The sequence below is a fragment of the Enteractinococcus fodinae genome, assembly GCF_031458395.1.
Classification (GTDB): domain Bacteria; phylum Actinomycetota; class Actinomycetes; order Actinomycetales; family Micrococcaceae; genus Yaniella; species Yaniella fodinae.
Genome location: NZ_JAVDYJ010000001.1, coordinates 1,055,552 through 1,076,611, shown reverse-complemented (window position 1 = coordinate 1,076,611; position 21,060 = coordinate 1,055,552). Strand labels below are relative to the sequence as shown.

The following is a 21,060-nucleotide window of genomic DNA, read 5'->3' as shown; positions in this document are numbered from 1 at the left end:
GGCCCCTTCCGAATTGCTTGCATAGTTAGTTTATGGCCTCAGCCAGAGCTTCTGCGTTGTACACCATGGCATCCTGATATGTTTCCGCGCCCGATCCAGGCTCGCCAATACCATTTTCATAAAGCATCACAACCGGAACATCACTCTCTGTCTCGGCTTCAAGAGCTGCGATCATGCGATTGGGATTGTTTTTGGCGGTGACCAGTGCATCGGCGCCTTCATCATTCAACAACGCTGTCAGTTGCGACAGGTCCTGGGAAGACGGTTCACCATCGGTTGAGCCACCGGGAATGACTACGCCACTAACTTCCACACCATAACGATCAGCTAGATACCCATAGGCTGCATGGTCGGTCACTAAACGAGCCGAATCCACATGTGCAAGCAGTTCTTCCACCTGGGCGTCAGTCGCTCGGAGGTCTTCTGCAACTTCTGCCCCACAGGACACATAGGCATCCTCGCCGGTCACGTCGGCAAGTTTCTGACCAATCAGTTCAGCGCCATCAGCCATCCGCGAGACATCCATCCACACGTGGGAGTCGTAGGATCCGTGATCCTGGTCCTCAGCCTCGTGCCCGTGGGCATGTCCGTGCTCGTCAGCATGATCGTGGTGGTGTTCCTCTTGATACGGAATCGGATCAAGCTGTGGCGCTACTTCGAAGAGTTCGGCACCATCAGTTTCCGCGTTCTCCAAGGAGCGCTGCAACGACGACTCTAAACCCAGTCCATTCAAGACCACCAGATCAGCCGAAACCATATCGGCCATCTGGGCACTCGAGGCTTCGAATTGGTGCGGATCATCGCCAGCACTCATCAGGGTTGTCGTCTGACCCCCGGCACACGCAGTAATCTGTTCGGTAATGGAACCGACCTGCGTTGTCGTAGCGATGACCGTTGCATTGGTATCCCCATTGTCTGTGGACTGACTTTCTGCGTCTGTGGCGCATGCCGAGAGCGCCAGACCGAGAGCGCAGAAGGTACCAACCAGTGCCAGCGTGCGTTTTTCACTGAAGTGCATGATGAGCCTTGTAGTCCTTTGCTTTGGGAGATTCAGCCACCGTAGAGAGGGCATTCAACACTTTACAGTAATGCAAATGGTTCGCATTAGCAATAAGGGTGCGGGGCGACCTGGGCCTAGATCGACGCTTCTCCCCCAGCTTTGCCCATCCGTTGGCGAATCGTAATGGTCTGAGACTGCGTGACGTCGCGAATTTCTCCTACCAGAACCTCGATCACATCTTCGAGGAACAAGATTCCCACGGTGCTACCACTGTCATCTTGCACCCGGGCCATATGCACCCCGATGCGCTGCATCACGGTCAGCGCTTCCTCGATGGGTTTATCCAGCGTGATATTGACCATCGAGCGGACACGGGTGACCGGGATCGGTGCGGTATAACGCTCTTCGGGGACTGATAGCAGATCTTTAATGTGGAGATAGCCAATGACCGTATTATCGCCACGATCTTCGACCAACAAACGTGACAGCCCGGTCTTCCGCACGGCTTCGTCAAACCGTTCAGGAGTGTCCGTGGTGGAGACACTGATAATTTGATCCATGGGGACCATGACGTCTTGTGCTGTGACATCAGAGAAGTGCAACGCACCGGACAAAATGCCAGACTGGTCATCAACCAATCCGGTTCGTTGTGATTCAGCGACGATCGATTGGACTTCTTCCAGCGTGTAGGTCGAAGTGACCTCGGTCTGAGGTTCGACCTTGAACATGCGCAACACAATATTGGCTGTCCAGTTGAGCAGCCGAATAACTGGTCGTAGCACTTTCTCTAAGAACACCAGTGGCGGAGCTAACAGGATAACTGCTCGATCTGCCACGCTGACCGCAGCATTTTTCGGCACCATTTCGCCGAAGGTCACGTGCAGGAAAGTCACCACTATCAGCGCTAACACGAATGCCAGCACCCCAGCGAAGGCCGGATCCAGTCCAAGGGCTTCCAACGGAATACCAAACAGGTAAGCGATCGCTGGTTCCGAGACATTCAGGATCAGCAGCGAACACACCGTGATGCCTAACTGGCAAATGGCCAGAATATCGGTCACGTGCTCCATCGCGAAGAGCGCCTTTTTGGCCGCTTTCGAGCCTTCATCGACACGGGGCTCAATTTGAGAGCGTCTGGCCCCCATGACCGCGAATTCACCGGCCACGAAGAACGCGTTGCCAGCGAGCAGCACAATCAGCCACAGCAGACCCGGAACATGCTCACTCATGCATCCTCCTTCTGGGACGAGCGCTGCGGTGTGTGCGTATCCTCCGCGGGTACATATTTGACGCGCTCGATGCGGTGCCCATCGATACGACGCACTTCTAATGTGCCGTGATCGACATTGACCATGTCACCGACATCGGCCACGCGACCTAATTCCGCCATAATAAAACCGCCAACGGTCTCGTAGGCCTCATCTTCATCGATGACTAACCCCGGGATGTGCGTCATGACTTCATCGGGACGCATGACGGCCGGGAAGAACCAGCCCCCATCGGCACTTTGCAGCACGCCGGGCGTGATGCGGTCATGCTCATCGGCAACTTCCCCGACGATTTCTTCCACAAGATCTTCCAGCGTGACGATGCCAGCCGTGCCGCCGTATTCATCAACGACCAACGCCATTTGAAACGGTGCTTCACGCAAATCATTAATTAACGTGTCCAACGTGACTGATTCTGGCACGCGCACCATTTCACTTACAATCGTGCCGGCGCTGAGTTTAGCGCGGCGGTGTTTGGGCACGGCAATGACCTTTTTAATGTGCAGTATCCCGCGGATCTCATCGGCGTTACCATTACTGACCGGGAAGCGCGAGAACCCGGTCCGTCGGGCAAAGAATAGTACTTCATCAAGACTGGCATCGGCTTCAACGGTTTCCATATCCATTCGCGGCGTCATCACATCGGCTGCTGTCCGCTCCGAGAATTTCAGAGTGCGATCCACAAATGAAGCGGTCTTGACGTCGAGGGTGCCCATTTCGGCAGAACGCCGAACTAATGATGACAATTCCTCTGGTGTGCGCGCGCCGGAGAGTTCTTCCTGGGTGGCCATCCCAAACAGGCTCAACACCCAGTTGGAGAAGTTATTGAGTCCAGCAATGATCGGCCGGAAGACCGCGGTGAAAATCAACTGCGGGCGGGACAGCAGTCTGGCAATAGGCATGGCCCGGGCCAGGGATAAATTTTTTGGTACCAGCTCACCGATCAGCATCGACAACGCGGTTCCGATGATCATCGCGATCGTTAACGACACCGAATAGACCACAGCCTCGTTGTCACCTAAGAGTGGCTGCAACGGCGTGACCAGCAGACGCCCCAGCGACGGTTCGAGAAAAAACCCGGTCAACAGGGCGGTCAGCGTGATACCGAGCTGGCACGAGGACAGTTGAGTTGACAGTGACTTGAGTGCTTTCAGGACGGGCTCTGCGCCCTTGTCGCCCTCGTCCACCATGCGCTGTACCGTTGGCACGTCTAACGAAATGAGTGAGAACTCAACAGCGACAAAGAATCCGTTGCCGAAGATCAGCAGCATGCTCACGCCGAGTAATAGCCATTCGACCATCACGCTGCATCACCGACCTGTGCCGCGATCCCGGCACTGAGGCGCTCAGGCCAACTCGGGGGCTCCATTTCATTCGCCGGAGCGTGGCGATTGGTTCGAGAATCCGTGCGTCGAGCACGTCTGTCATTGTCCATGATGCAACTTATTATAGAGCCTATCTTCCTACCAGGAACTCGCGACCGGACGGCCTTCGTCATAGCCGGCGGCAGATTGCACTCCGACCACCGCCCGATCGTGGAATTCGGCAAGATTCGTGGCACCCGCATAGGTCATGGAAGAACGCACGCCCGCGGTGATTGAATCCAGCAGATCCTCGACCGACGGGTGGGCCGGATCGATATACATCTTGGATCCGGAGACCCCTTCTTCGAAGAAGGCTTTGCGTGCACGAGCGAACGCGTCGTCGTGCTTGGTTCGAGCCGACACAGCCCGAGCTGAGGCCATTCCGAAGTTTTCTTTGTATTTTCGACCATCCCGGTCGGTAAACATATCGCCAGGCGATTCCAACACCCCGGCGAACCAGGAGCCGATCATGACTTGGGAGGCGCCCGCGGCCAGTGCTAGCGCTACGTCGCGGGGATGTTTAATGCCACCGTCGGCCCAGACGTGTTTGCCATGGCTTGCAGCTGCTTGGGCACATTCATGGACGGCCGAGAACTGTGGCCGCCCGACCGCTGTCATCATGCGGGTGGTACACATGGCGCCGGGACCTACACCCACTTTGACGATGTCCGCACCGGCTTCAATGAGGTCATGTGTCCCTTCGGCAGAAACCACATTGCCGGCAACGATCGGCACGGGCAGTTCGGACAAACTCCGCAGGGCCGTCATCATCTTTTCCTGGTGACCGTGCGCGGTATCCACGACTAGCACGTCCACACCGGACTCGATGAGTTTCTCGGCGTGGTCCCGCACATCGGCGTTCACCCCGACGGCTGCACCCACACGCAGGCGCTTGCGCTCATCCAGCGCCGGCGTATAGATGGTTGACCGCAACACGCCCTGCTGCGTCAACACGCCCACAAGTTTCGTGCCATCCACAACCGGCGCATAGTTAAGCTGTGCGTCGTGCATTTTCATGTAGATATCGCGCAGCGATTTGGCTTGCGCATCTTGCGGTAGGCCGCTGAGATCAGACTCCGCAACGGTCAGCAGGGGTTCGCGCAACAACGCCTGCACGGATGCGAATTGATCGATGCCTTCCACGTCGGCCACGTGGACAATACCGAGCAGCGAGCGATCTTTGTCAACAACACAGACGGCTGGATGGTTGCGTTTTTCGGCCAGGTGGCGAACATCTAATACTCGGTCATCGAGCCCTACATAGAGTGGCGTCTCGAACAGCGTGTCACGGGATTTGACCCAGTCAATCGATTCTTGCAGCAGATGCAGTGGCATATCTTGCGGGAAGATACCAATTCCACCGCGCCGAGCGATGGTTTCGGTCATCCGTCGCCCGGTCACCCCGTTCATATTTGACGCAATCACCGGAATGGTCGTTCCGATGCCATCGGTGGATGAAATATCAACGTTCATCCGCGAGCCGACCTGGGAGTAGGAAGGCACGAGGAAAACGTCTGAATAGGTCAAGTCTGTGGTGACTGGGTTAAGAAAACGCATATGACCATCATGACAGTTTTTTCATCTCCTGGCAGCGCTGGCTCGTCGATCCGAGGCTGTAGCTGTGCTCATAATCACATTTATGTGGCGTGATTTTGCGCGCAGCCGATCTGTGCGCAATTCATCGTATTCTGTGGCAATTCAACTAACTTTGTCACTATGATGGATCCAGCTGCTGTTGACAGTTGCCTTCAGTGAGTTCGCATTCACCGAAGATAAGTACCGGGACGCTGTTAACGGAACCAACGGCGAGTATCGTCGTGCCCGGCGTTTCGAGTCTCGCCACGTGTACGCTCAAAACACAAGAACTTACGGAAGAGGCCTTCACCGTGCCAGAACTTACGTCCGCCCAGCTCTCCGAGGAATTTCCCGGGAATGAATGGCTTGTTGCGGATATCTACGAAAAGTACAAGGCGGATAAGTCTTCTGTGGATGAAAAATGGGCCGAAATCTTCGCCCGTTTAGAATCTGCCAACAATTCTGGTAACAACCAGCAAGCCGCAGACTCCCAGACCGCCGCACCTGCTCAACCCGCACAGACCAAAGAAGCTGCAAAGCCCGCGGCTGCTGAATCGAAGAAACCAGCTAAGTCTGAGCCTGCAGAAGCTGCGGCGAACTCCAAGAAGCCACCCAAGCCTAAAGTTCGTCGTGCTGAAGAGTCCCCCCAAGCCATTACTTCCGAACCGTCAATAGCTGCTCAAGCAGAACGCGACAAAGAAGAAGCCGCCGGCGAGGCGAAGGAAGACGAGTGGGTCCGCCTTCGTGGGATGTCCCAGGCGATTGCCGCCAATATGGACTCGTCGCTATCCATGCCCACCGCGACCACGGTGCGCGACATTCCGGTCAAGGCGCTCATTGATAACCGTACGGTGATTAACAACCACCTTCAGCGCACCCGAGGCGGACGGGTCTCCTTCACCCACCTGATCGGTTATGCGATTATTCGGGCCTTGGTCAAGCACCCTGAGATGAATGCGCTGTACCGAGAGGAAGACGGCAAGAAGTTTAAGGTCAACCCGGCCCACATCAACTTCGGGTTGGCCATCGACCTGCCAGGTGCGAAGGGTGAACGCGTCCTGGTCCAGCCGTCGATTAAAGCTGTTGAGACCATGAACTTCCGCGAGTTCTGGGAAGCGTATGAAGATCTGGTCAAACGCGCGCTGAACAATAAACTCACGATGGAAGACCACTCGGGCACCACCGTGTCGCTAACCAACCCCGGCGGTATAGGTACCGTTCACTCGGTCCCGCGGTTGTCTGAAGGCCAAGCGGCCATCATCGGTGTCGGCGCTTTGACCTACCCGGCCGAATTTGAAGGCACGTCGCAAAAAGTGCTCTCGGATCTGGCAGTTTCGAAGACCATGACCGTCACCTCAACCTATGACCACCGCGTCATCCAGGGTGCCGGTTCGGGCGAATTCTTGCGCACCGTACACAACCTGCTGCTGGGTGAAGACGATTTCTATGACGAGATCTTCGTCAACCTGCGCATCCCAACCGTCCCGGTTCGCTGGGCACCCGACGTGCAGGTGAACCCTGAAGACGAAGTGAGCAAGGCCGCTCGTATTCAGCAACTGATCCATGCCTACCGCGTCCGTGGCCACCTCATTGCGGACACGGACCCGCTGGAATACCGCATGCGTACCCACCCGGATCTTGACCTAGACTCACATGGATTGACTCTGTGGGATCTTGACCGGATCTGGCCTACCGGCGGTATTGGCGGCAAACCGAACATGTTGCTGCGTGACCTGCTCGGGGTGCTGCGTGATGCATATACCCGCAACTCTGGTTACGAGTACATGCACATCGACGACCCGGAACAGCGCGCCTGGTTCCAGGACAAGTTGGAACACCCGTTCACGAAGCCGACTCGCGAAGAGCAGTTGCGCATTCTGGGCCGGCTGAACGCAGCCGAAGCCTTCGAGACCTTCCTGCAGACCAAATTCGTGGGCCAAAAGCGCTTCTCCCTCGAGGGTTCCGAATCGCTGATCGCCCTATTGGACGCGGTACTGTCAGGTGCCGCAGATGATGGCTTGGACGAAGTCGCCATCGGGATGGCCCACCGCGGTCGTCTCAACGTGCTCACCAACATTGCCGGCAAGACCTTCACACAGGTGTTCCGGGAATTCGTGGGCGATGTTGATTCCGGTATCGCCCAGGGCTCCGGTGACGTCAAGTACCACCTGGGTACCGAAGGCACCTTTACCTCGTATAACCGCAATACCACGACCGTCTCGGTTGCGGCCAACCCGTCGCACCTCGAAGCCGTCAACCCCGTGTTAGAAGGTATCGTCCGGGCCAAGCAAGACCGCTACGACCACGGCACGAAATCGCCGAAATCGTATTCGGTGTTGCCAATCCAGATTCACGGTGACGCCTCCTTCGCTGGTCAGGGCGTGGTATTTGAGACCATGCAGATGTCACAACTGCGCGGGTACCGCACCGGTGGTACGGTGCACGTAATTATTAACAACCAGGTTGGGTTCACCACCCCGCCATCGCAGTCTCGTTCCACCACCTACGCCACCGATGTCGCCCGGTCGATTCAGGCTCCGGTCATCCACGTCAACGGAGATGACCCAGAGGCCGTTGTCCAGGCAGCTCAGTTGGCGTATGAATATCGTCAGCGCTTCCACCGCGACGTCGTGATCGATTTGATCACCTACCGTCGTCGTGGCCACAACGAGGGTGACGATCCTTCGATGACCCAGCCTGGCATGTACAACCTGATCTCCAACAAGACCTCCACGCGTCGCCTCTACGTTGACGCGCTGGTTGGTCGTGGTGACATCACCCAGGAGGAAGCAGACCAGGCCGCAGCCGATTACAAGAATCGTCTGGAAGCCGCTTTCGCCGAAATTGGCGAAGCGGAAACCTCGCCGATCCCAATCCTGGGTTCAGCACACGGTATCGAGGACACTTCAGAGCGCTACAAGCCTGAGTCCACCGCGATTTCCGAAGACATGTTGCGCCGCATTGGCGATGTGCACATGGAGATCCCAGAGGGCTTCAACGTGCACCCGAAACTGCTCACCCTGTTGGAGCGCCGTCAAAAGATGGCCATCAACGGCAACATCGACTGGGGCTTTGCAGAACTCGCAGCCTTCGGTTCCTTGGCCATGGAGGGCGTCCCAGTCCGGTTGGCCGGGCAGGACTCGCGCCGTGGAACCTTCGTCCAGCGTCACGCTGTCTTCTACGACCGCGAGACCAACGACGAATGGACACCACTAGCCTCCTTGTCCAATGATCAAGCCAAGTTCTGGATCTACAACTCGTTGCTCTCCGAATACGCCGCCCTTGGTTTTGAGTACGGCTACTCGGTCGAACGACCAGAAGCCCTGGTGCTGTGGGAAGCGCAATTTGGTGACTTCGTCAACGGCGCACAAATCGTCATTGACGAGTTCATTTCCTCATCGCAACAGAAGTGGAACCAACACTCCTCGATCGTGCTGTTACTGCCCCACGGTTATGAGGGCCAGGGGCCAGACCACTCCTCGGCACGCATCGAACGGTTCTTGCAGCTGTCTGCAGAGGAAAACATGCGCGTCGTCCAGCCGTCCTACGGTGCAAATCACTTCCACCTGCTGCGTGAACACGCCTACTCGACACCGCGTCGTCCACTGGTCGTGTTCAGCCCGAAGCAGCTGCTGCGCCTGCGTGCTGCAGCATCCCAGGTGGAAGACTTCACCCGTGGACGCTTCATGCCCGTCGTGCCTGATAATCGGGCCGCTGCCTCAGCATCCAAGGTAGTCCTAGTGTCGGGTCGGCTCTATTACGATCTGGTCGACCGGCGGAAGAAACTGGATCTGGAATCCGATATCGCTCTGGTCCGGGTTGAAGAGCTCTACCCGCTTCCGATCGAAGCGATCAAGACCGAATTGGACAAATACCCCAACGCCTCGGTGCACTGGGTCCAAGACGAACCAGAAAACCAAGGTCCGTGGCCGTTCATGATGCAGTACCTGGTACCGCAGCTGGAGCGTGAAGTCGCGGTCATTAGCCGTCCGGCTTCTGCATCCCCAGCAGCGGGTAATAAACCACGTCATGATGAAGAACAAGAAACCCTCTTGCAGGATGTCTTCGGCGCCTAGCTCAGCAATCGCTTAGCACTCCGCTTGTGGCGGCCCACGAATTGGGCCGCCACAAGCATTTAACCGCAGATTTCGACTTCCGAGCGCTACAGTAGAACAAATACCGGTTCGTGAAAGAGGCAAAATACGTGCACACTCGAAACATCCGATTATTCTCCGTCGGTGCCCAAACCCTCACCGGTGCCGGTGATGCCCGCGGTCTCGGATGGCTTGGCCGCGTGCTGGCAAAAACCCAGGCACCGGACCTACTCATCGAGTCCTATCCGTTGGTCTTTCCCGGCGAAACCACAGCACAACTTGCAGATCGCTGGGAGAACGAGGTGCTGCCCCGTCTGGCCACCGATGAAACAGAGAACCGTATGCTCCTGGCAGTGCCACAGGATCCACTTGAGATGGCCGGATCCTCAGCACGCGCCCGGCTGCACCTGGCCAACACACTTGACCGGGCAGCCCAACATAATATTGCGACCTTCGTGGTGGGCCCCACCCCCGCACAAGACACCGCGGTCAATAAACATCTGGCACAACTCAACGCCGCATACCAAGATGTCGCCGTGCGCCGCGAAGTCCCTTACATTGACGCGTTCACCGATCTGGTGAATCACCAAAACTTTAACGAAGACGTCATGATCAACGACGGGCTGCCCGGTCAAGCCGCCTACGGGTTGATCGCATGGCTGGTGCTGAACCGGGGTTGGTTCGAATGGTTAGGGATAACTGACCCAAATATTCATCGCTAACAGTGGGTGGTACACTGTTCTGGAGCCATTGAACGAAAGGAGTATCACGATGAGTAAACGTGGTCGTAAACGCAAGGATCGTCGCAAGAACCGTGCCAACTCCGGCAAGCGTCCAAACGCCTAGCCGGCATTAAATACGAAAAGTCTGAACTTTCATAGTTCAGACTTTTTGTATATGTGCAGGCTGTTAGCGGTCGTTGGTCTTCAACTGCTCGATACGCTGCATAATTTTCGTCTTCAAACTCTGGGGAGCTTTTTCATCGCATGACCGTTTAACCACGTCACGGATGATCAGTTCTAAGTCATGTTCAGACTGGCACTCCGAACAATTCTGGATGTGTGCTTTAACTTCCTCAAGATCCGCGGTATCTAAAGCACCGTCGAGGTAGCGATAGATGCTATCCATGCGAGCCTCTGGGCACCCGCCGGTTGTGTCGTACTGGTCGGACTCGGTCCGAACGTGCTGGGTCTCATAGGTCATTTTTGGGCCTCCTCCGATGCGTCTGATTGTTGTTCTTTTTGCAATGCGATTGCGCCTTCAATGCCGCGCTCGGCAGCATAGTCGGTGAGCAACTCGCGCAAACTACGACGCCCACGATGGAGTCGAGACATCACCGTCCCTATGGGAACATCCAGAATGTCGGCGATCTCTTTATACGCAAACCCCTCGACATCTGCTAAATACACTGGGATGCGGAAATCTTCCGAGATCTCCGCCAGTGCTTCTTTGACGTCACTATCGGGGAGATAATCTAACGCCTCCGTCTCAGCTGAACGCAACCCGGTGGCGGTATGGTCAGCGGCACGTGCCATCTGCCAGTCTTCTAATCCATCGCCATCGGCTTCTTGCGGACGCCGTTGACGTTTCCGATAGATATTAATGTAGGTGTTCGTCAAGATCCGGAACAGCCAGGCCCGTAAATTGGTGCCAGGCTTGTACTGATGAAATGAAGAGTACGCCCGAGCGTAGGCCTCTTGCACTAAATCCTCGGCGTCTTCCGGATTGCGCGTCATCCGAAGCGCACCGGAATACAGCTGATCCAGATACTGCATCGCGTCTCGTTCGAAACGAGCTCGACGCTGTGAGTCTGTCTCAGCTTTCGGATCAACACGAGAGCCGTCATCGGCTGCAGGGATATCAGAAGGCAAATGAGTCATCCCAGCCAAGTCTAGTCCCAAAACAGCCAAATGCGATGATTCTGTCGGCGCAGTCATGGTGAGCACGATGCTGCAACACCTCCTGGTTTTACGACCGCATGTGTTCGTCTAGCAACTACAGCGAGCAAACATCAGTAATTATTCCCTTTATGCCGGCTGAACTGCCACGCTGACAGCGAGAACAGGGTATCTTTGAAGGAGTTGATCATGTCACCGAATCTTATGAAAGAGGCCCTGTTGGTCCCAATGACGCCCGCCCCCGGTGAAGCCTGGCCAGCTCCCTTCACCACGCAGCCAGTCAATGCCACCGTGGCACTACCCGGCTCCAAGTCATTAACAAACCGACACCTCGTCCTCGCAGCCTTATCTCAGCAACCCAGCCGCCTAAGCGGCGTCTTAGTCTCGCGCGACACCGACCTAATGATCGAGGCGCTCACCGCGCTAGGGGCCCAGTTCACACCCGTCGATAACGACCCCACCGTCCTTGACGTCACACCCATCAGCTTGGGTGCCACCACCGGTCAGATCACCATTGACGCCGGCTTGGCCGGGACCGTGATGCGGTTTATTCCTGGTGTAGCAGCCACCACGAACGCCACCGTGCTCATCGACGGTGACGAGCAGTCCTATGCCCGACCCATGGGCCCGGTGATCGATGGTCTTCTTCAAGCAGGCGTCCACATCACCGCCCAGGACCAAGAGCCCATTGGCAGGCTGCCCCTGACCGTCCACGGGCAGGGCTCCCCCGCCGGAGGCGCCGTAGCTATCGACTCAGGTGGTTCCTCCCAATTTGTTTCTGCACTATTACTGGTCGGTGCGACCTTTACCAACGGCCTGGATATCCGACACACCGGAGAGCACACACCCAGCCCCGAGCACATCGACATGACAGTCAAGGTGCTGGAGGCCGCCGGTGTGGTCGTGCACACGCCAGAACCGAACCGATGGGTGGTTGAGCCCGGTCCGATAACTGCCGTCGATACGGCCGTCGAGCCTGATTTATCAAATGCCGGACCATACTTGGCCGCCGCGGTGATCACAGGTGGGGCCGTCACCGTGCCCTACTGGCCACTCGAGACCACCCAGATCGGCGATCGTTGGCGCCAGATCCTGCCCGCATTTGGTGCTACCGTCACGTTCGACCCCGTACCCGGCACAGATTATGGCAATCTCACGGTTTCGGGCACGCGCACAGCTGCGGGGCGTCCCGTGCTTACCGGCGCAGGCGAGCTAGAAAACCTAGCTGAACTGACCCCGACGACCGCCGCCCTGGCACTGCTGGCCGACGGGGAGACTCGTCTCACCAAGATCGGGCACTTACGGGGCCACGAAACTGATCGACTTACCGCCCTGCGGACCGAAGCACAAAAGCTTGGCGTCACCATCGACGAAGGCCCCGATTACCTCACCTTCTCGGGCGGGTACGAGCTGCATCCCGCCACACTCGAGTCATACGCTGACCACCGCATGGCCACCTTCGGAGCGCTCATCGGACTGGCCGTGGATGGCACCGTCGTCACCGATGTCGCAACCACCGCCAAAACTATGCCAGATTTCCCCATCGCGTGGGCCAAACTCGCTGCCGGTGAAGGACGAATTCGCGCATGAGTCGTTATCGTATCGATTACTCCCGCTACGATGAATCTTCGGTCCCGAAACGGCCCTCGAAACACGGCACCCGACCACGGACCAAAGACCGGCCCGCCCACGAAGACGCCATCACCGGACGCGTCACAACGGTCGACCGGGGCCGTTACACTATCTATCTAGCCGCCCAACGCAAGACCAAAAAGACCCCCGGAACCAAGGCGCGCTATATTACCGCGATGCGCGCACGCGAAATGCGCAACACCTCGATTGTGCCCGGTGATCTCGTCGACCTCGTCGGTGACACCTCCGGTGAGGAAGGCACTCTAGCCCGGATTGTGCGATTACAGCCCCGAGAAACTGTGCTGCGTCGCTCCGCAGACGATACTGATGCGTATGAGCGGGTCGTGGTGGCCAATGCCGACACGCTGATCATTGTCGTAGCTGCCGCCAATCCAGAACCTCGCACCGGGTTTATCGATCGGGCCATGGTTGCCGCGTTCGACGCCGGAATCACACCGGTGCTGTGCATTACCAAGACTGACCTGGCCGATCCCACCGAGTTGATCGCACACTACAATCATCTGGATCTAGAAATCTTCACCATCGGGCCTCTCAACCCCGACAGCGACGACGTCTCCCCCATCCTGCGTCCGGCAGACCTGGATGCTCTCCAAGAGCGGTTGGCGGGACACATTTCGGCACTTATCGGACCGTCTGGTGTGGGAAAATCTACCCTGCTGAACGCCTTGACCGGCGCAGACCGAGCAGTGGGACATGTCAATGTCGTGACCGGACGCGGCCGTCACACTTCGTCGTCGGCGTTGGGCATTCCACTCAACCAGGCGGGCACCTCCATGCTGATCGATACGCCTGGGATACGCTCCTTTGGGATGGGTCTGGTCGATCCGGATACCGTCGTTGCCGCATTCGAAGACTTGGCCGAGGCCATTGCGAACTGTCCGCGCGGTTGTACCCACACAGCAGATTCTCCAGGTTGTGCTCTCGATGCGTGGGTGGCCGCAGGCCACGCCGGAGAGGCCGGACCGCAACGGCTAGCCTCATTGCGCAGACTGTTGACCAACCGGTTAGAAACTGACGACTTTGAATAACCCCAACACGAAAGACTCCCCACTATGCAGCTGACCCCATCCCGCCAGGGCTACCGCGAGGATCTCAACCTCGCGCTTGTCATCGCCGACTCCGTTGATGCGCTGACCATGTCGCGTTTCCAATCCGTCGACCTCAAAGTCGACACGAAACCGGATATGACACCGGTATCTGACGCCGACCGGGCCGCCGAAGAATTGATCCGTCAACAGCTCAAACGGGCCCGCCCACGAGATGCTGTCACCGGTGAAGAATACGGCACCACCGGGTCGGGCAAGCGGCGCTGGATCATCGATCCGATTGACGGGACCAAAAACTTCGTGCGTGGGGTTCCTGTGTGGGCCACCCTGATCGCATTAGTCGATGACGATCGTCCCGTGGTCGGTGTCGTCTCCGCACCAGCGTTATCCCGCCGCTGGTGGGCCTATGAGGACGGAGGCGCCTACACCGGTAAGTCCCTGTCGAACGCCACCCGCATCCACGCTTCTGACGTCACCGACATCTCCGATGCCTCGCTATCGTTTTCTTCTCTTGAAGGCTGGCGCGACCGCGGCAATATCAGTGAGTTTCTCGAACTCACGACCGACGTCTGGCGGGTGCGCGCTTTCGGCGACTTCTGGTCCTACATGCTGGTGGCCGAAGGTGCCGTCGATATTGCCTGCGAGCCTGAACTCGAACTCTACGATATGGCCGCCCTGGTCCCAATCGTCACCGAAGCCGGCGGGACCTTCACCTCGTTGGACGGCGAACCCGGACCCTGGGGAGGACACGGCCTCGCCACGAATACGCACCTGCACCCTGACGTACTTGAACGTCTGAACCCGGCGTTGCGTGGCCAATCTCGAGCCTAAACTCCGTCCGACTACCCTGCTAGCTGTCGCGCTGGGCGGTATGCTCGGGGCAGCAGCCAGGGTCTTTCTGCCCTGGCCGACTCTGCCTATCCAGCCCGTGGCCGAGCTCGACCCAGTTTCGACTGCTATCGTGAATGTTTTGGGTGCCGCACTGCTGGGGTTAGTCGCCGGGTACACAGCGCATCGCCCGTGGCCAGAGCCATTGCAAAAGGGAGTCACCACTGGTTTTCTGGGCTCCTTCACTACCATGTCGGCGCTGGCCGTCGTGGTGGTCGGCTTCACGCTCGGACAGGGCATGGTTCATTCGGCCACACTGGGGTTCACCGTCGTCTCCCTTATCATCACGGTTTTTCTTATCGTTGTCTTCCTATGGCTTACGACGGTGATCACTATCGGAGCGAAACACCTCGGTTCTCGTTTGGCGGTGAGCCGGTCATGATGTGGTTTTGTTTAGCCGCAGGGCTAGGAGCCGTCCTGCGCTATGTCGCCGATATCTACCTGCCTCGCAGCGGCATCTTGGTGGTAAACATCGCCGGATCTTTCCTTGCCGGAGCTGTTCTCGGTTTCGACTATTTCGTGAACGTTGACCCAACAGTGGTTCTCATTGTCCTCGGCGGTTTCGCTGGCTCAGTGACCACGTACGCGACAGTTGCCCTCGCAGCTGCAGAGCAGCGAATCCAGAGCACACGCAAGGTGGCTCGCACCTGGTTGCTCCAGGTGGGACTATCAAGTCTCGCGTGCTGTTTCGGGTTGTTGGGCTCAATCGTACTGTTGGGTTAGGGCATACTCCATATGGTCTGGCCCGGCCCTGCATGGTCTGGATGCCCGAGCCCTCGGCACTCCGGTGCACCCGCAGACCCGGCTGCCTACGGACTAATACGCGCCAGTCAGCTCGTGTTAAAGGGCTAACCGGTAGATGTAGTAGTGGTAAGTTGGCCACCATTACAGCAGGAGGTGGAACACCCGTGACACTCACTCGTCCCCTAGGTGTGAGCGTCTTGCTCGCCGCAGCTACACTCACCGGATGTGCGACAGCGGACAGTGCTAAAGACGACGCGTCTCAAGCTCACGCGGAGCGCCTGAAAGAGGACGCAGCGACGAAAAAACAGTTAGAAACGCTAGAGGCTCTAGAAAAGCCTTCCGCCTCAGCTGAGAGCCCGGGAGACCAGGAACTAGCCGCGATCACAGATCCCGAGGAAGCAAAGGCCGTCGCACTTCAAAACGGTCGACCGGAGGCCGCGTGGGACAAGTATTGTGTTGCCTGGGACGTTAACGACCCTGAGCACGGCGGGACCGGGCTAGCCCGAGAAGTCGCGCAAATTTGGTTAGACACCCATGACGCTGAGTGCCCGGATGCAATAGTGCATCCGCATTATTATGCCCAGTCTTTCGCGGACGGTGAGCCGGGTGAGATCGTCGTGACGCTGGAGCAAGCTGCATTAGATGACTATTTCGTAAATCCAAACAGCGATAAAGGATTGCAGCAATTCGGGTTTCACATTTTCGAAGCTGCTCTTGAAGAACACTCCGAGCTGGAGGCCGTTACCGTCAAGGATGAGGAGACAACGCGTGCCTTCACCGCAACACCCGACCAATTTGAACGCGGCATCCTCGACGCGTACTAATTTCCAGAAAGACCGTACACAAAGTACAACCGGTTCAGCAGATTACTGGTACAGCCAGCTGGGAAGATCAACTTTCTAGCCGATTCGACGTCGGGCTGATTCCGCATGATAGGAACGAAAAAGCCCGCCACCTCAACGGTGACGGGCTTTGTCTTGTGGAGATGCCGGGAATTGAACCCGGGTCCGATGTGGTATTCGTAAGGCTTCTCCGTGCGCAGTCTGCATGGAGTTTTATCGACCTCAGTCACTCGCAGACGAGCAACTGTTAGGTCTAGTCGGCTTCAGGTCTCCGTCGCTTCCCCCGACAGGGGCGACGGACAGTGGCTATTTAAACGACGCCAGGATCTAGGTCAATAGCAAACCTAGGCTGACGGACTCGGTCGCTAGTTAGGCAGCGAGAGCGAAGTCAGTGCGTTTAGAATCGGCACTTGATTTTTTTGCAAAGGGTGTTTACGAGATAACTTTGCGTCCTCGGCACGCTTCCCTTACGGCAACTCACATCGTCGAAACCGATCATCCCCATATTCTGTTGTCTAACAGCACCTGGCCTTGCCAGGACCTTCTACTGTAACGCAGAAGCACATCATGTACAACTCCGGCCGGGAGTTTTTTATTCCCAAACCTCATGCGTTAAAGTGCTGAGCGACCGTGGCGGTTCGCCTCTCGCATGGCACGTTGGGCTTCTCGTTTATCTTGGGCCTCGCGAAGCGCCTGACGCTTATCGTAGTCACGTTTACCTTCAGCCAGCGCGATTTCGACTTTCGCTTTTCCATCACGGAAGTACAGCGACAGCGGGACGATGGTGGTACCCGTTGCGTCGAGCTCACGCTGGAGTTTATTCAGCTCACTGCGGTGAAGAAGTAACTTCCGACGGCGTCGAGCTTGATGGTTGGTCCACGACCCCATCCCATATTCCGGGATGTAGACGTTCTCGAGCCATAACTCGTCTTTAGCAAACATCGCGAAGCCGTCAACGATGGAGGCCTGACCATCACGCAGCGACTTCACTTCGGTTCCCATGAGCGCTAAACCAGCTTCATAGGTGTCTTTGATGTTGTAGTTGTGACGTGCCTTGCGGTTGGTAGCAATCACCTGTCGATCTGTATTCGCAGGCTTACTGCGACCAGACTTCTTGGACATGTATTCTCCTTCCGCATGACGAATTCGTCCAACGTCCTAGTATACAGCCCCTGTCAACGCAGCGCCCCCGCTCAATGAAGATATCGAGCGGGGGCGTCAACGCGCTTCGTAGGAGCTTAAGTTTAGAGCAACCCTGCAGGGTTGACCGGAGTACCGTTCACCAGAGTTTCGAAGTGCAGGTGGCATCCAGTGGAGTTTCCGGTCGTGCCCGTGTAGCCAATGACCTCACCTTGCGAGACCTTCTGTCCCGGGCTCACAATATAGCGGGTCATATGGTGGTATTTGGTCGCCAGCAGTTTCCCTTTCACGCTGCCGTGGTCAATGACTACACGGTTTCCTGCGGTTGAGACTGCCCAGTCAGCGTTGATGACAGTCCCGGAACGTGCAGCCTTGATTGGGATGCCACAGCCACCGCCGTAATCAATACCGGTATGGACATAGCCACCGCGACCACCGTAGTCATAGGTTCCAGCCGGAGTCGGACGCCAGCCGAAGCCGGAGGTGACGTAGGTATTGATCGGGACGATCAGGCCCCAGCTGCTCCCGCTGTTGCTCGTTGAGCCACTGTTGCTCGATGAACTACCGCTACTTCCTCCACTGCTGGCGGACCGAGCCGCCGTCTCAGTAGCTTTTTCTTCCGCTTCCTCATAGTCGTCGTTCGCAGTTTTAGCTTCTTCGCGAGCTTTTTCAGCAGCCTCTTTCTGCCGCTGCGTTGCCTCACGCTCTGCTGCCTGGCGTTCTGCCTCACGGGCTTTACGTTCCGCTTCTTCGGCTGCCTTACGTTTTGCTTCAGCTTCAGCGACAGCATCTTCGTATTCGCGCTGCAACGCTGAGATTTCAGAAGACCGGGCGTTAACTTTCTCCTGCTGTTCCAAGATCTGTTCGTTTACGGTGCTGGCTTCTTGGCGGTTCTCTTCAATGGCAGCCTCGATTTGAGGACGCTCGGCCTCAAGCTCAGCGGTGAGGCGCTCATTGGTATCGATCATGCCATCCAGCTCAGCCTTGGCTTCGTTGGCCTCATCGCGGGCTTGTTGTTCCGCAGCTAGCGCTTCTTCAGCCTGCGCTTTGAGCTCGCGGATCTCAGCTTCGACAGCTTCCAGACGGGCCTGGGCGTTCATATCTTCAGCGTTTTGCTGGGAGACATCCGCGATCTGATGCTCCTGAATGCGCAAAGCTTGCTGTGCCATCCCCATGGCTTCGGGTAGTGAGGAATCAGAGACGCCAAGGATGAAGGAAAGGTCGTTTACCCCGCCCGATTTGTACGCTTCGGCTGCGATTTGCCCTACCTCATCCGCGGCAAGGTCCAACGCTTCTTGCGACTCCGCGATTTCCTGCTGGATATCGGCAAGGCGGCTCTCGGCGTCTGCTACTCGGTTATTGAGCGAGCTGACTTCTTGCTGAGCCGCTGCAACGCGCGCTTCGGCATCTTCAACGGCCTGCTGTGCGGCGGGCAGCTTATCTTGCAGGTCTTGCAGTTCGGTGACCTTTTGCGCAATGTCCTCATCAAGACCTTCAAGCGAAGCGTTGAGGTCGCCGCGCTTTGAATCGAGGTTCTCTTTCTCGTCCGTCAGATCGGAGAGCGAATTGTCGAGTCTGTTTCGCTCGTTTTTGGAGTCTTCGAGTTCCCGCTCGAGCCGATCAATTCGATCTTGCCCAAAAGCGGGTACCACGGAGGTGACCCCTAATACGGCTACAATGCCGGCTGCGGCAAGAGCACTTGAGAACCGTCGTTGAATCATATTCATGTCTCCTTCAGACACGCGCCAGTGCACTCGGGGGAAGTGTAGTCAGTTGCCCGGTCATAACCATGTTTTCTAAAACCTAAACTTTCAAGTACCGACGAAGTGTCAACATCGATGACAGCGCGGCTAAGACCAACGCGATGAGAAATAGCAGCGGGACGAGTAATAACGCATCCGTTGAGGTGATGAAACCTGTCTGGGGATATTCAGTTGCCAACCAGTCCGCGATAAAGAATTTCGCAATGGCCCACGTGGCGATAGATGCTAATGCCGCCCCGAGGAGCGAAGCGACGACACCTTCGGCTAAGAACGGCAACTGAATCATGGTCTTAGATGCCCCTACGAGTCGCATGATCCCGGTTTCGCGTCGACGCGAGAATGCCGACAGACGAATGGTTGTCGCGATGAGCAAGATAGCCGTGATTAACATAATGACTGCCAAGGCGATAGCGATGACAGAAGCGATGTTCATGAGTGAGAATAACGATTCTAGGAGTTCTCGCTGATCCGAGACCACTTCGACCCCGGCCATTCCAGAGAACATTTCGTTGACGACTTCGTACTGCTCTGGATCGACCAGTGAGACCCTAAATGATTCTGGCAGTTGGTCAGCGGTGACACTTTCGGCCATGTCCAGGTTGGAGTATTGCTGCTGGAACAGCTCTAGGGCTTGTTCTTGAGACTCGTACTCGTAGCTTTCTACGTATGCTGCGGCCTGTGGGGACTCCAATTGCGCCTCGATAGCCTCGCGCTGGCCGTCGGTCACGGCCCCGCCGGCACAACTGGCGGCCGTAGAAGTGTCGTTACACAGGAAAATCGCAACTTCGACCCGGTCGTACCAGTAACCCTTCATCTGGTTGATTTGCATTTGCAAAAGCCCAGCGGACCCCACAAAAGTCAAAGAAATGAAGGTCACCAAAATAACCGAGATAACCATCGAGAGGTTACGGCGAATTCCCGAAAATGTCTCAGACAGGATAAACGCAAACCGCACTACCGTACCTCTGACTTTCTCAGGCGAGACTGCAGTTTTGCGGTATTGTCAGCTGGTTGATACCCAGCTTCGGGTTCGTCGCGAAGTATTTTACCGGCTTCCAGTTCAACCACACGCCGACGCATGGTATTTACAATTTCGTGATCGTGGGTCGCCATGACGACGGTGGTGCCGTTTTGGTGAATCGTGTCCAAGACTTCCATGATGCCCCAAGAGGTGTCTGGATCGAGGTTTCCAGTCGGTTCATCCGCAAGCAAGATGGCGGGCTTATTCACCGCAGCACGAGCGATTGCCACACGCTGCTGTTCACCACCGGAAAGTTCGTGTGGAAAGCGGCGCGCTTTGTCTTGTAATCCCACAGTCTCGAGCACTTCTGGGACAGCTTGGTTGATGAGGCCGCGGCGCTTCCCCAGCACCTGCATCGCGAACGCGACATTCGAGAACACATTTTTATTCGGTAACAAACGGAAGTCTTGAAAGACGACGCCCAAGTCGCGCCGAAGATGCGGAACACGCCATGAAGAGAGGCGGGCGACGTCGCGTCCGGAAACATAGACGGTACCCGTGGAGGCTTTTTCTTCGCGCTGGACGAGTCGGATAAAAGTGGATTTCCCGGATCCAGAGGGACCGACGAGGAACACGAATTCGCCACGCTCTATTTCCGTGGTCACTCCATTGAGTGCGGGACGCGAGGTCGTGTCGTAGACCTTCGTGACATCTTCGAATCGGATCATGTGTATTTCCTTGACCGAATCGGCACACGATTCACTGGCGCCCGGTCAGGGTTGGGGAAGCAAAAGCACCAGCCCTTCAAGACTAGTCACGGTTCG

General features: G+C 56.8%; 19 protein-coding genes and 1 other RNA gene. 9 read left to right on the top strand and 11 right to left on the bottom strand.

Annotated features, from left to right (window positions below; genetic code table 11):
• Positions 1-25: 25 nt before the first annotated feature.
• From J2S62_RS05100 to guaB1, 4 genes are all read right to left on the bottom strand, one after another.
• Complete coding sequence (locus J2S62_RS05100) at positions 26-1,018, bottom strand: metal ABC transporter substrate-binding protein (protein ID WP_310172134.1); 993 nt, start codon at positions 1,016-1,018, stop codon at positions 26-28.
• 116 nt (positions 1,019-1,134) lie between these two features.
• Positions 1,135-2,229: a hemolysin family protein gene (locus tag J2S62_RS05095; protein ID WP_310172131.1), complete on the bottom strand. Its 1,095-nt coding sequence runs from the start codon at positions 2,227-2,229 to the stop codon at positions 1,135-1,137.
• Entirely contained in the window at positions 2,226-3,569 is a 1,344-nt protein-coding gene (locus J2S62_RS05090) for a hemolysin family protein (protein ID WP_310175725.1), read from the bottom strand. Before J2S62_RS05090 ends, J2S62_RS05095 begins: the two co-directional genes overlap by 4 nt.
• Positions 3,570-3,731: 162 nt before the next feature.
• Positions 3,732-5,189, bottom strand: a complete 1,458-nt coding sequence (guaB1, locus tag J2S62_RS05085) for a GMP reductase (protein WP_310172128.1) — start codon at positions 5,187-5,189, stop codon at positions 3,732-3,734.
• Between the two features lie 329 nt (positions 5,190-5,518).
• Between guaB1 and J2S62_RS05080 the strand changes: the two genes are divergently transcribed.
• The 3 genes from J2S62_RS05080 (at position 5,519) to J2S62_RS13575 (ending at position 10,147) form a co-directional block, all read left to right on the top strand.
• The gene (locus J2S62_RS05080; RefSeq protein ID WP_310175723.1) at positions 5,519-9,283 is read left to right on the top strand and encodes a multifunctional oxoglutarate decarboxylase/oxoglutarate dehydrogenase thiamine pyrophosphate-binding subunit/dihydrolipoyllysine-residue succinyltransferase subunit; all 3,765 of its coding nucleotides are present in this window, start codon (positions 5,519-5,521) and stop codon (positions 9,281-9,283) included.
• 110 nt (positions 9,284-9,393) lie between these two features.
• Positions 9,394-10,023: a GDSL-type esterase/lipase family protein gene (locus J2S62_RS05075; protein ID WP_310172125.1), complete on the top strand. Its 630-nt coding sequence runs from the start codon at positions 9,394-9,396 to the stop codon at positions 10,021-10,023.
• Positions 10,024-10,072: 49 nt separating this feature from the next.
• A complete protein-coding gene (locus J2S62_RS13575; protein WP_379985263.1) occupies positions 10,073-10,147 on the top strand; it encodes a 50S ribosomal protein bL37 in 75 nt (24 codons plus the stop codon).
• 63 nt (positions 10,148-10,210) lie between these two features.
• Here the strand turns inward: J2S62_RS13575 and rsrA are convergent, their stop codons facing one another.
• Both rsrA and J2S62_RS05065 read right to left on the bottom strand, forming a co-directional pair.
• Positions 10,211-10,504, bottom strand: a complete 294-nt coding sequence (gene rsrA, locus J2S62_RS05070; RefSeq protein ID WP_310172123.1) for a mycothiol system anti-sigma-R factor — start codon at positions 10,502-10,504, stop codon at positions 10,211-10,213.
• On the bottom strand, positions 10,501-11,181 hold the full coding sequence (locus tag J2S62_RS05065; protein WP_310172121.1) for a sigma-70 family RNA polymerase sigma factor: 681 nt from the start codon (positions 11,179-11,181) through the stop codon (positions 10,501-10,503). Before J2S62_RS05065 ends, rsrA begins: the two co-directional genes overlap by 4 nt.
• Before the next feature lie 207 nt (positions 11,182-11,388).
• Between J2S62_RS05065 and aroA the strand changes: the two genes are divergently transcribed.
• From aroA to J2S62_RS05035, 6 genes are all read left to right on the top strand, one after another.
• Positions 11,389-12,789: a 3-phosphoshikimate 1-carboxyvinyltransferase gene (gene aroA / locus J2S62_RS05060; RefSeq protein ID WP_310172118.1), complete on the top strand. Its 1,401-nt coding sequence runs from the start codon at positions 11,389-11,391 to the stop codon at positions 12,787-12,789.
• Positions 12,786-13,880 (top strand): ribosome small subunit-dependent GTPase A, encoded by a 1,095-nt coding sequence (rsgA, locus tag J2S62_RS05055; RefSeq protein ID WP_310172116.1) that lies wholly within the window; start codon positions 12,786-12,788, stop codon positions 13,878-13,880. The genes aroA and rsgA overlap by 4 nt, the downstream gene beginning before the upstream one ends.
• 24 nt (positions 13,881-13,904) lie before the next feature.
• Positions 13,905-14,729, top strand: coding sequence for a histidinol-phosphatase (gene hisN, locus J2S62_RS05050; RefSeq protein WP_310172114.1), 825 nt, complete (start codon positions 13,905-13,907; stop codon positions 14,727-14,729).
• A complete protein-coding gene (locus J2S62_RS05045) occupies positions 14,710-15,168 on the top strand; it encodes a FluC/FEX family fluoride channel (RefSeq protein WP_310172111.1) in 459 nt (152 codons plus the stop codon). Before hisN ends, J2S62_RS05045 begins: the two co-directional genes overlap by 20 nt.
• Positions 15,165-15,509, top strand: coding sequence for a CrcB family protein (locus J2S62_RS05040; RefSeq protein ID WP_310172109.1), 345 nt, complete (start codon positions 15,165-15,167; stop codon positions 15,507-15,509). The genes J2S62_RS05045 and J2S62_RS05040 overlap by 4 nt, the downstream gene beginning before the upstream one ends.
• A 185-nt stretch (positions 15,510-15,694) precedes the next feature.
• Positions 15,695-16,354 (top strand): hypothetical protein, encoded by a 660-nt coding sequence (locus J2S62_RS05035; protein ID WP_310172106.1) that lies wholly within the window; start codon positions 15,695-15,697, stop codon positions 16,352-16,354.
• A gap of 153 nt (positions 16,355-16,507) precedes the next feature.
• On the opposite strand, the gene ssrA is transcribed toward J2S62_RS05035, so the two are convergent.
• The 5 genes from ssrA to ftsE all read right to left on the bottom strand — a co-directional run bounded on the left by ssrA (position 16,508) and on the right by ftsE (position 20,964).
• Positions 16,508-16,875: a transfer-messenger RNA gene (gene ssrA, locus J2S62_RS05030) on the bottom strand.
• Positions 16,876-16,984: 109 nt separating this feature from the next.
• On the bottom strand, positions 16,985-17,494 hold the full coding sequence (gene smpB / locus J2S62_RS05025; protein WP_310172104.1) for an SsrA-binding protein SmpB: 510 nt from the start codon (positions 17,492-17,494) through the stop codon (positions 16,985-16,987).
• A 122-nt stretch (positions 17,495-17,616) separates the two neighbouring features.
• The gene (locus J2S62_RS05020; RefSeq protein WP_310172101.1) at positions 17,617-19,239 is read right to left on the bottom strand and encodes a peptidoglycan DD-metalloendopeptidase family protein; all 1,623 of its coding nucleotides are present in this window, start codon (positions 19,237-19,239) and stop codon (positions 17,617-17,619) included.
• A gap of 76 nt (positions 19,240-19,315) precedes the next feature.
• Entirely contained in the window at positions 19,316-20,230 is a 915-nt protein-coding gene (ftsX, locus tag J2S62_RS05015) for a permease-like cell division protein FtsX (RefSeq protein WP_310172100.1), read from the bottom strand.
• Positions 20,230-20,964: a cell division ATP-binding protein FtsE gene (ftsE, locus tag J2S62_RS05010; protein WP_310172098.1), complete on the bottom strand. Its 735-nt coding sequence runs from the start codon at positions 20,962-20,964 to the stop codon at positions 20,230-20,232. Before ftsE ends, ftsX begins: the two co-directional genes overlap by 1 nt.
• Between the last annotated feature and the right edge of the window lie 96 nt (positions 20,965-21,060).

Bases quoted from the DNA above. Each gene is read 5' to 3' on its own strand.
- J2S62_RS05020 (WP_310172101.1), bottom strand. From the start codon at position 19,239: ATGAATATGATTCAACGACGGTTCTCAAGTGCTCTTGCCGCAGCCGGC.
- aroA (WP_310172118.1), top strand. From the start codon at position 11,389: ATGTCACCGAATCTTATGAAAGAGGCCCTGTTGGTCCCAATGACGCCC.
- J2S62_RS05065 (WP_310172121.1), bottom strand. From the start codon at position 11,181: ATGACTCATTTGCCTTCTGATATCCCTGCAGCCGATGACGGCTCTCGT.
- J2S62_RS05100 (WP_310172134.1), bottom strand. From the start codon at position 1,018: ATGCACTTCAGTGAAAAACGCACGCTGGCACTGGTTGGTACCTTCTGC.
- rsgA (WP_310172116.1), top strand. From the start codon at position 12,786: ATGAGTCGTTATCGTATCGATTACTCCCGCTACGATGAATCTTCGGTC.
- hisN (WP_310172114.1), top strand. From the start codon at position 13,905: ATGCAGCTGACCCCATCCCGCCAGGGCTACCGCGAGGATCTCAACCTC.
- guaB1 (WP_310172128.1), bottom strand. From the start codon at position 5,189: ATGCGTTTTCTTAACCCAGTCACCACAGACTTGACCTATTCAGACGTT.
- J2S62_RS05090 (WP_310175725.1), bottom strand. From the start codon at position 3,569: ATGGTCGAATGGCTATTACTCGGCGTGAGCATGCTGCTGATCTTCGGC.
- smpB (WP_310172104.1), bottom strand. From the start codon at position 17,494: ATGTCCAAGAAGTCTGGTCGCAGTAAGCCTGCGAATACAGATCGACAG.
- J2S62_RS05095 (WP_310172131.1), bottom strand. From the start codon at position 2,229: ATGAGTGAGCATGTTCCGGGTCTGCTGTGGCTGATTGTGCTGCTCGCT.
- ftsE (WP_310172098.1), bottom strand. From the start codon at position 20,964: ATGATCCGATTCGAAGATGTCACGAAGGTCTACGACACGACCTCGCGT.
- rsrA (WP_310172123.1), bottom strand. From the start codon at position 10,504: ATGACCTATGAGACCCAGCACGTTCGGACCGAGTCCGACCAGTACGAC.
- J2S62_RS05040 (WP_310172109.1), top strand. From the start codon at position 15,165: ATGATGTGGTTTTGTTTAGCCGCAGGGCTAGGAGCCGTCCTGCGCTAT.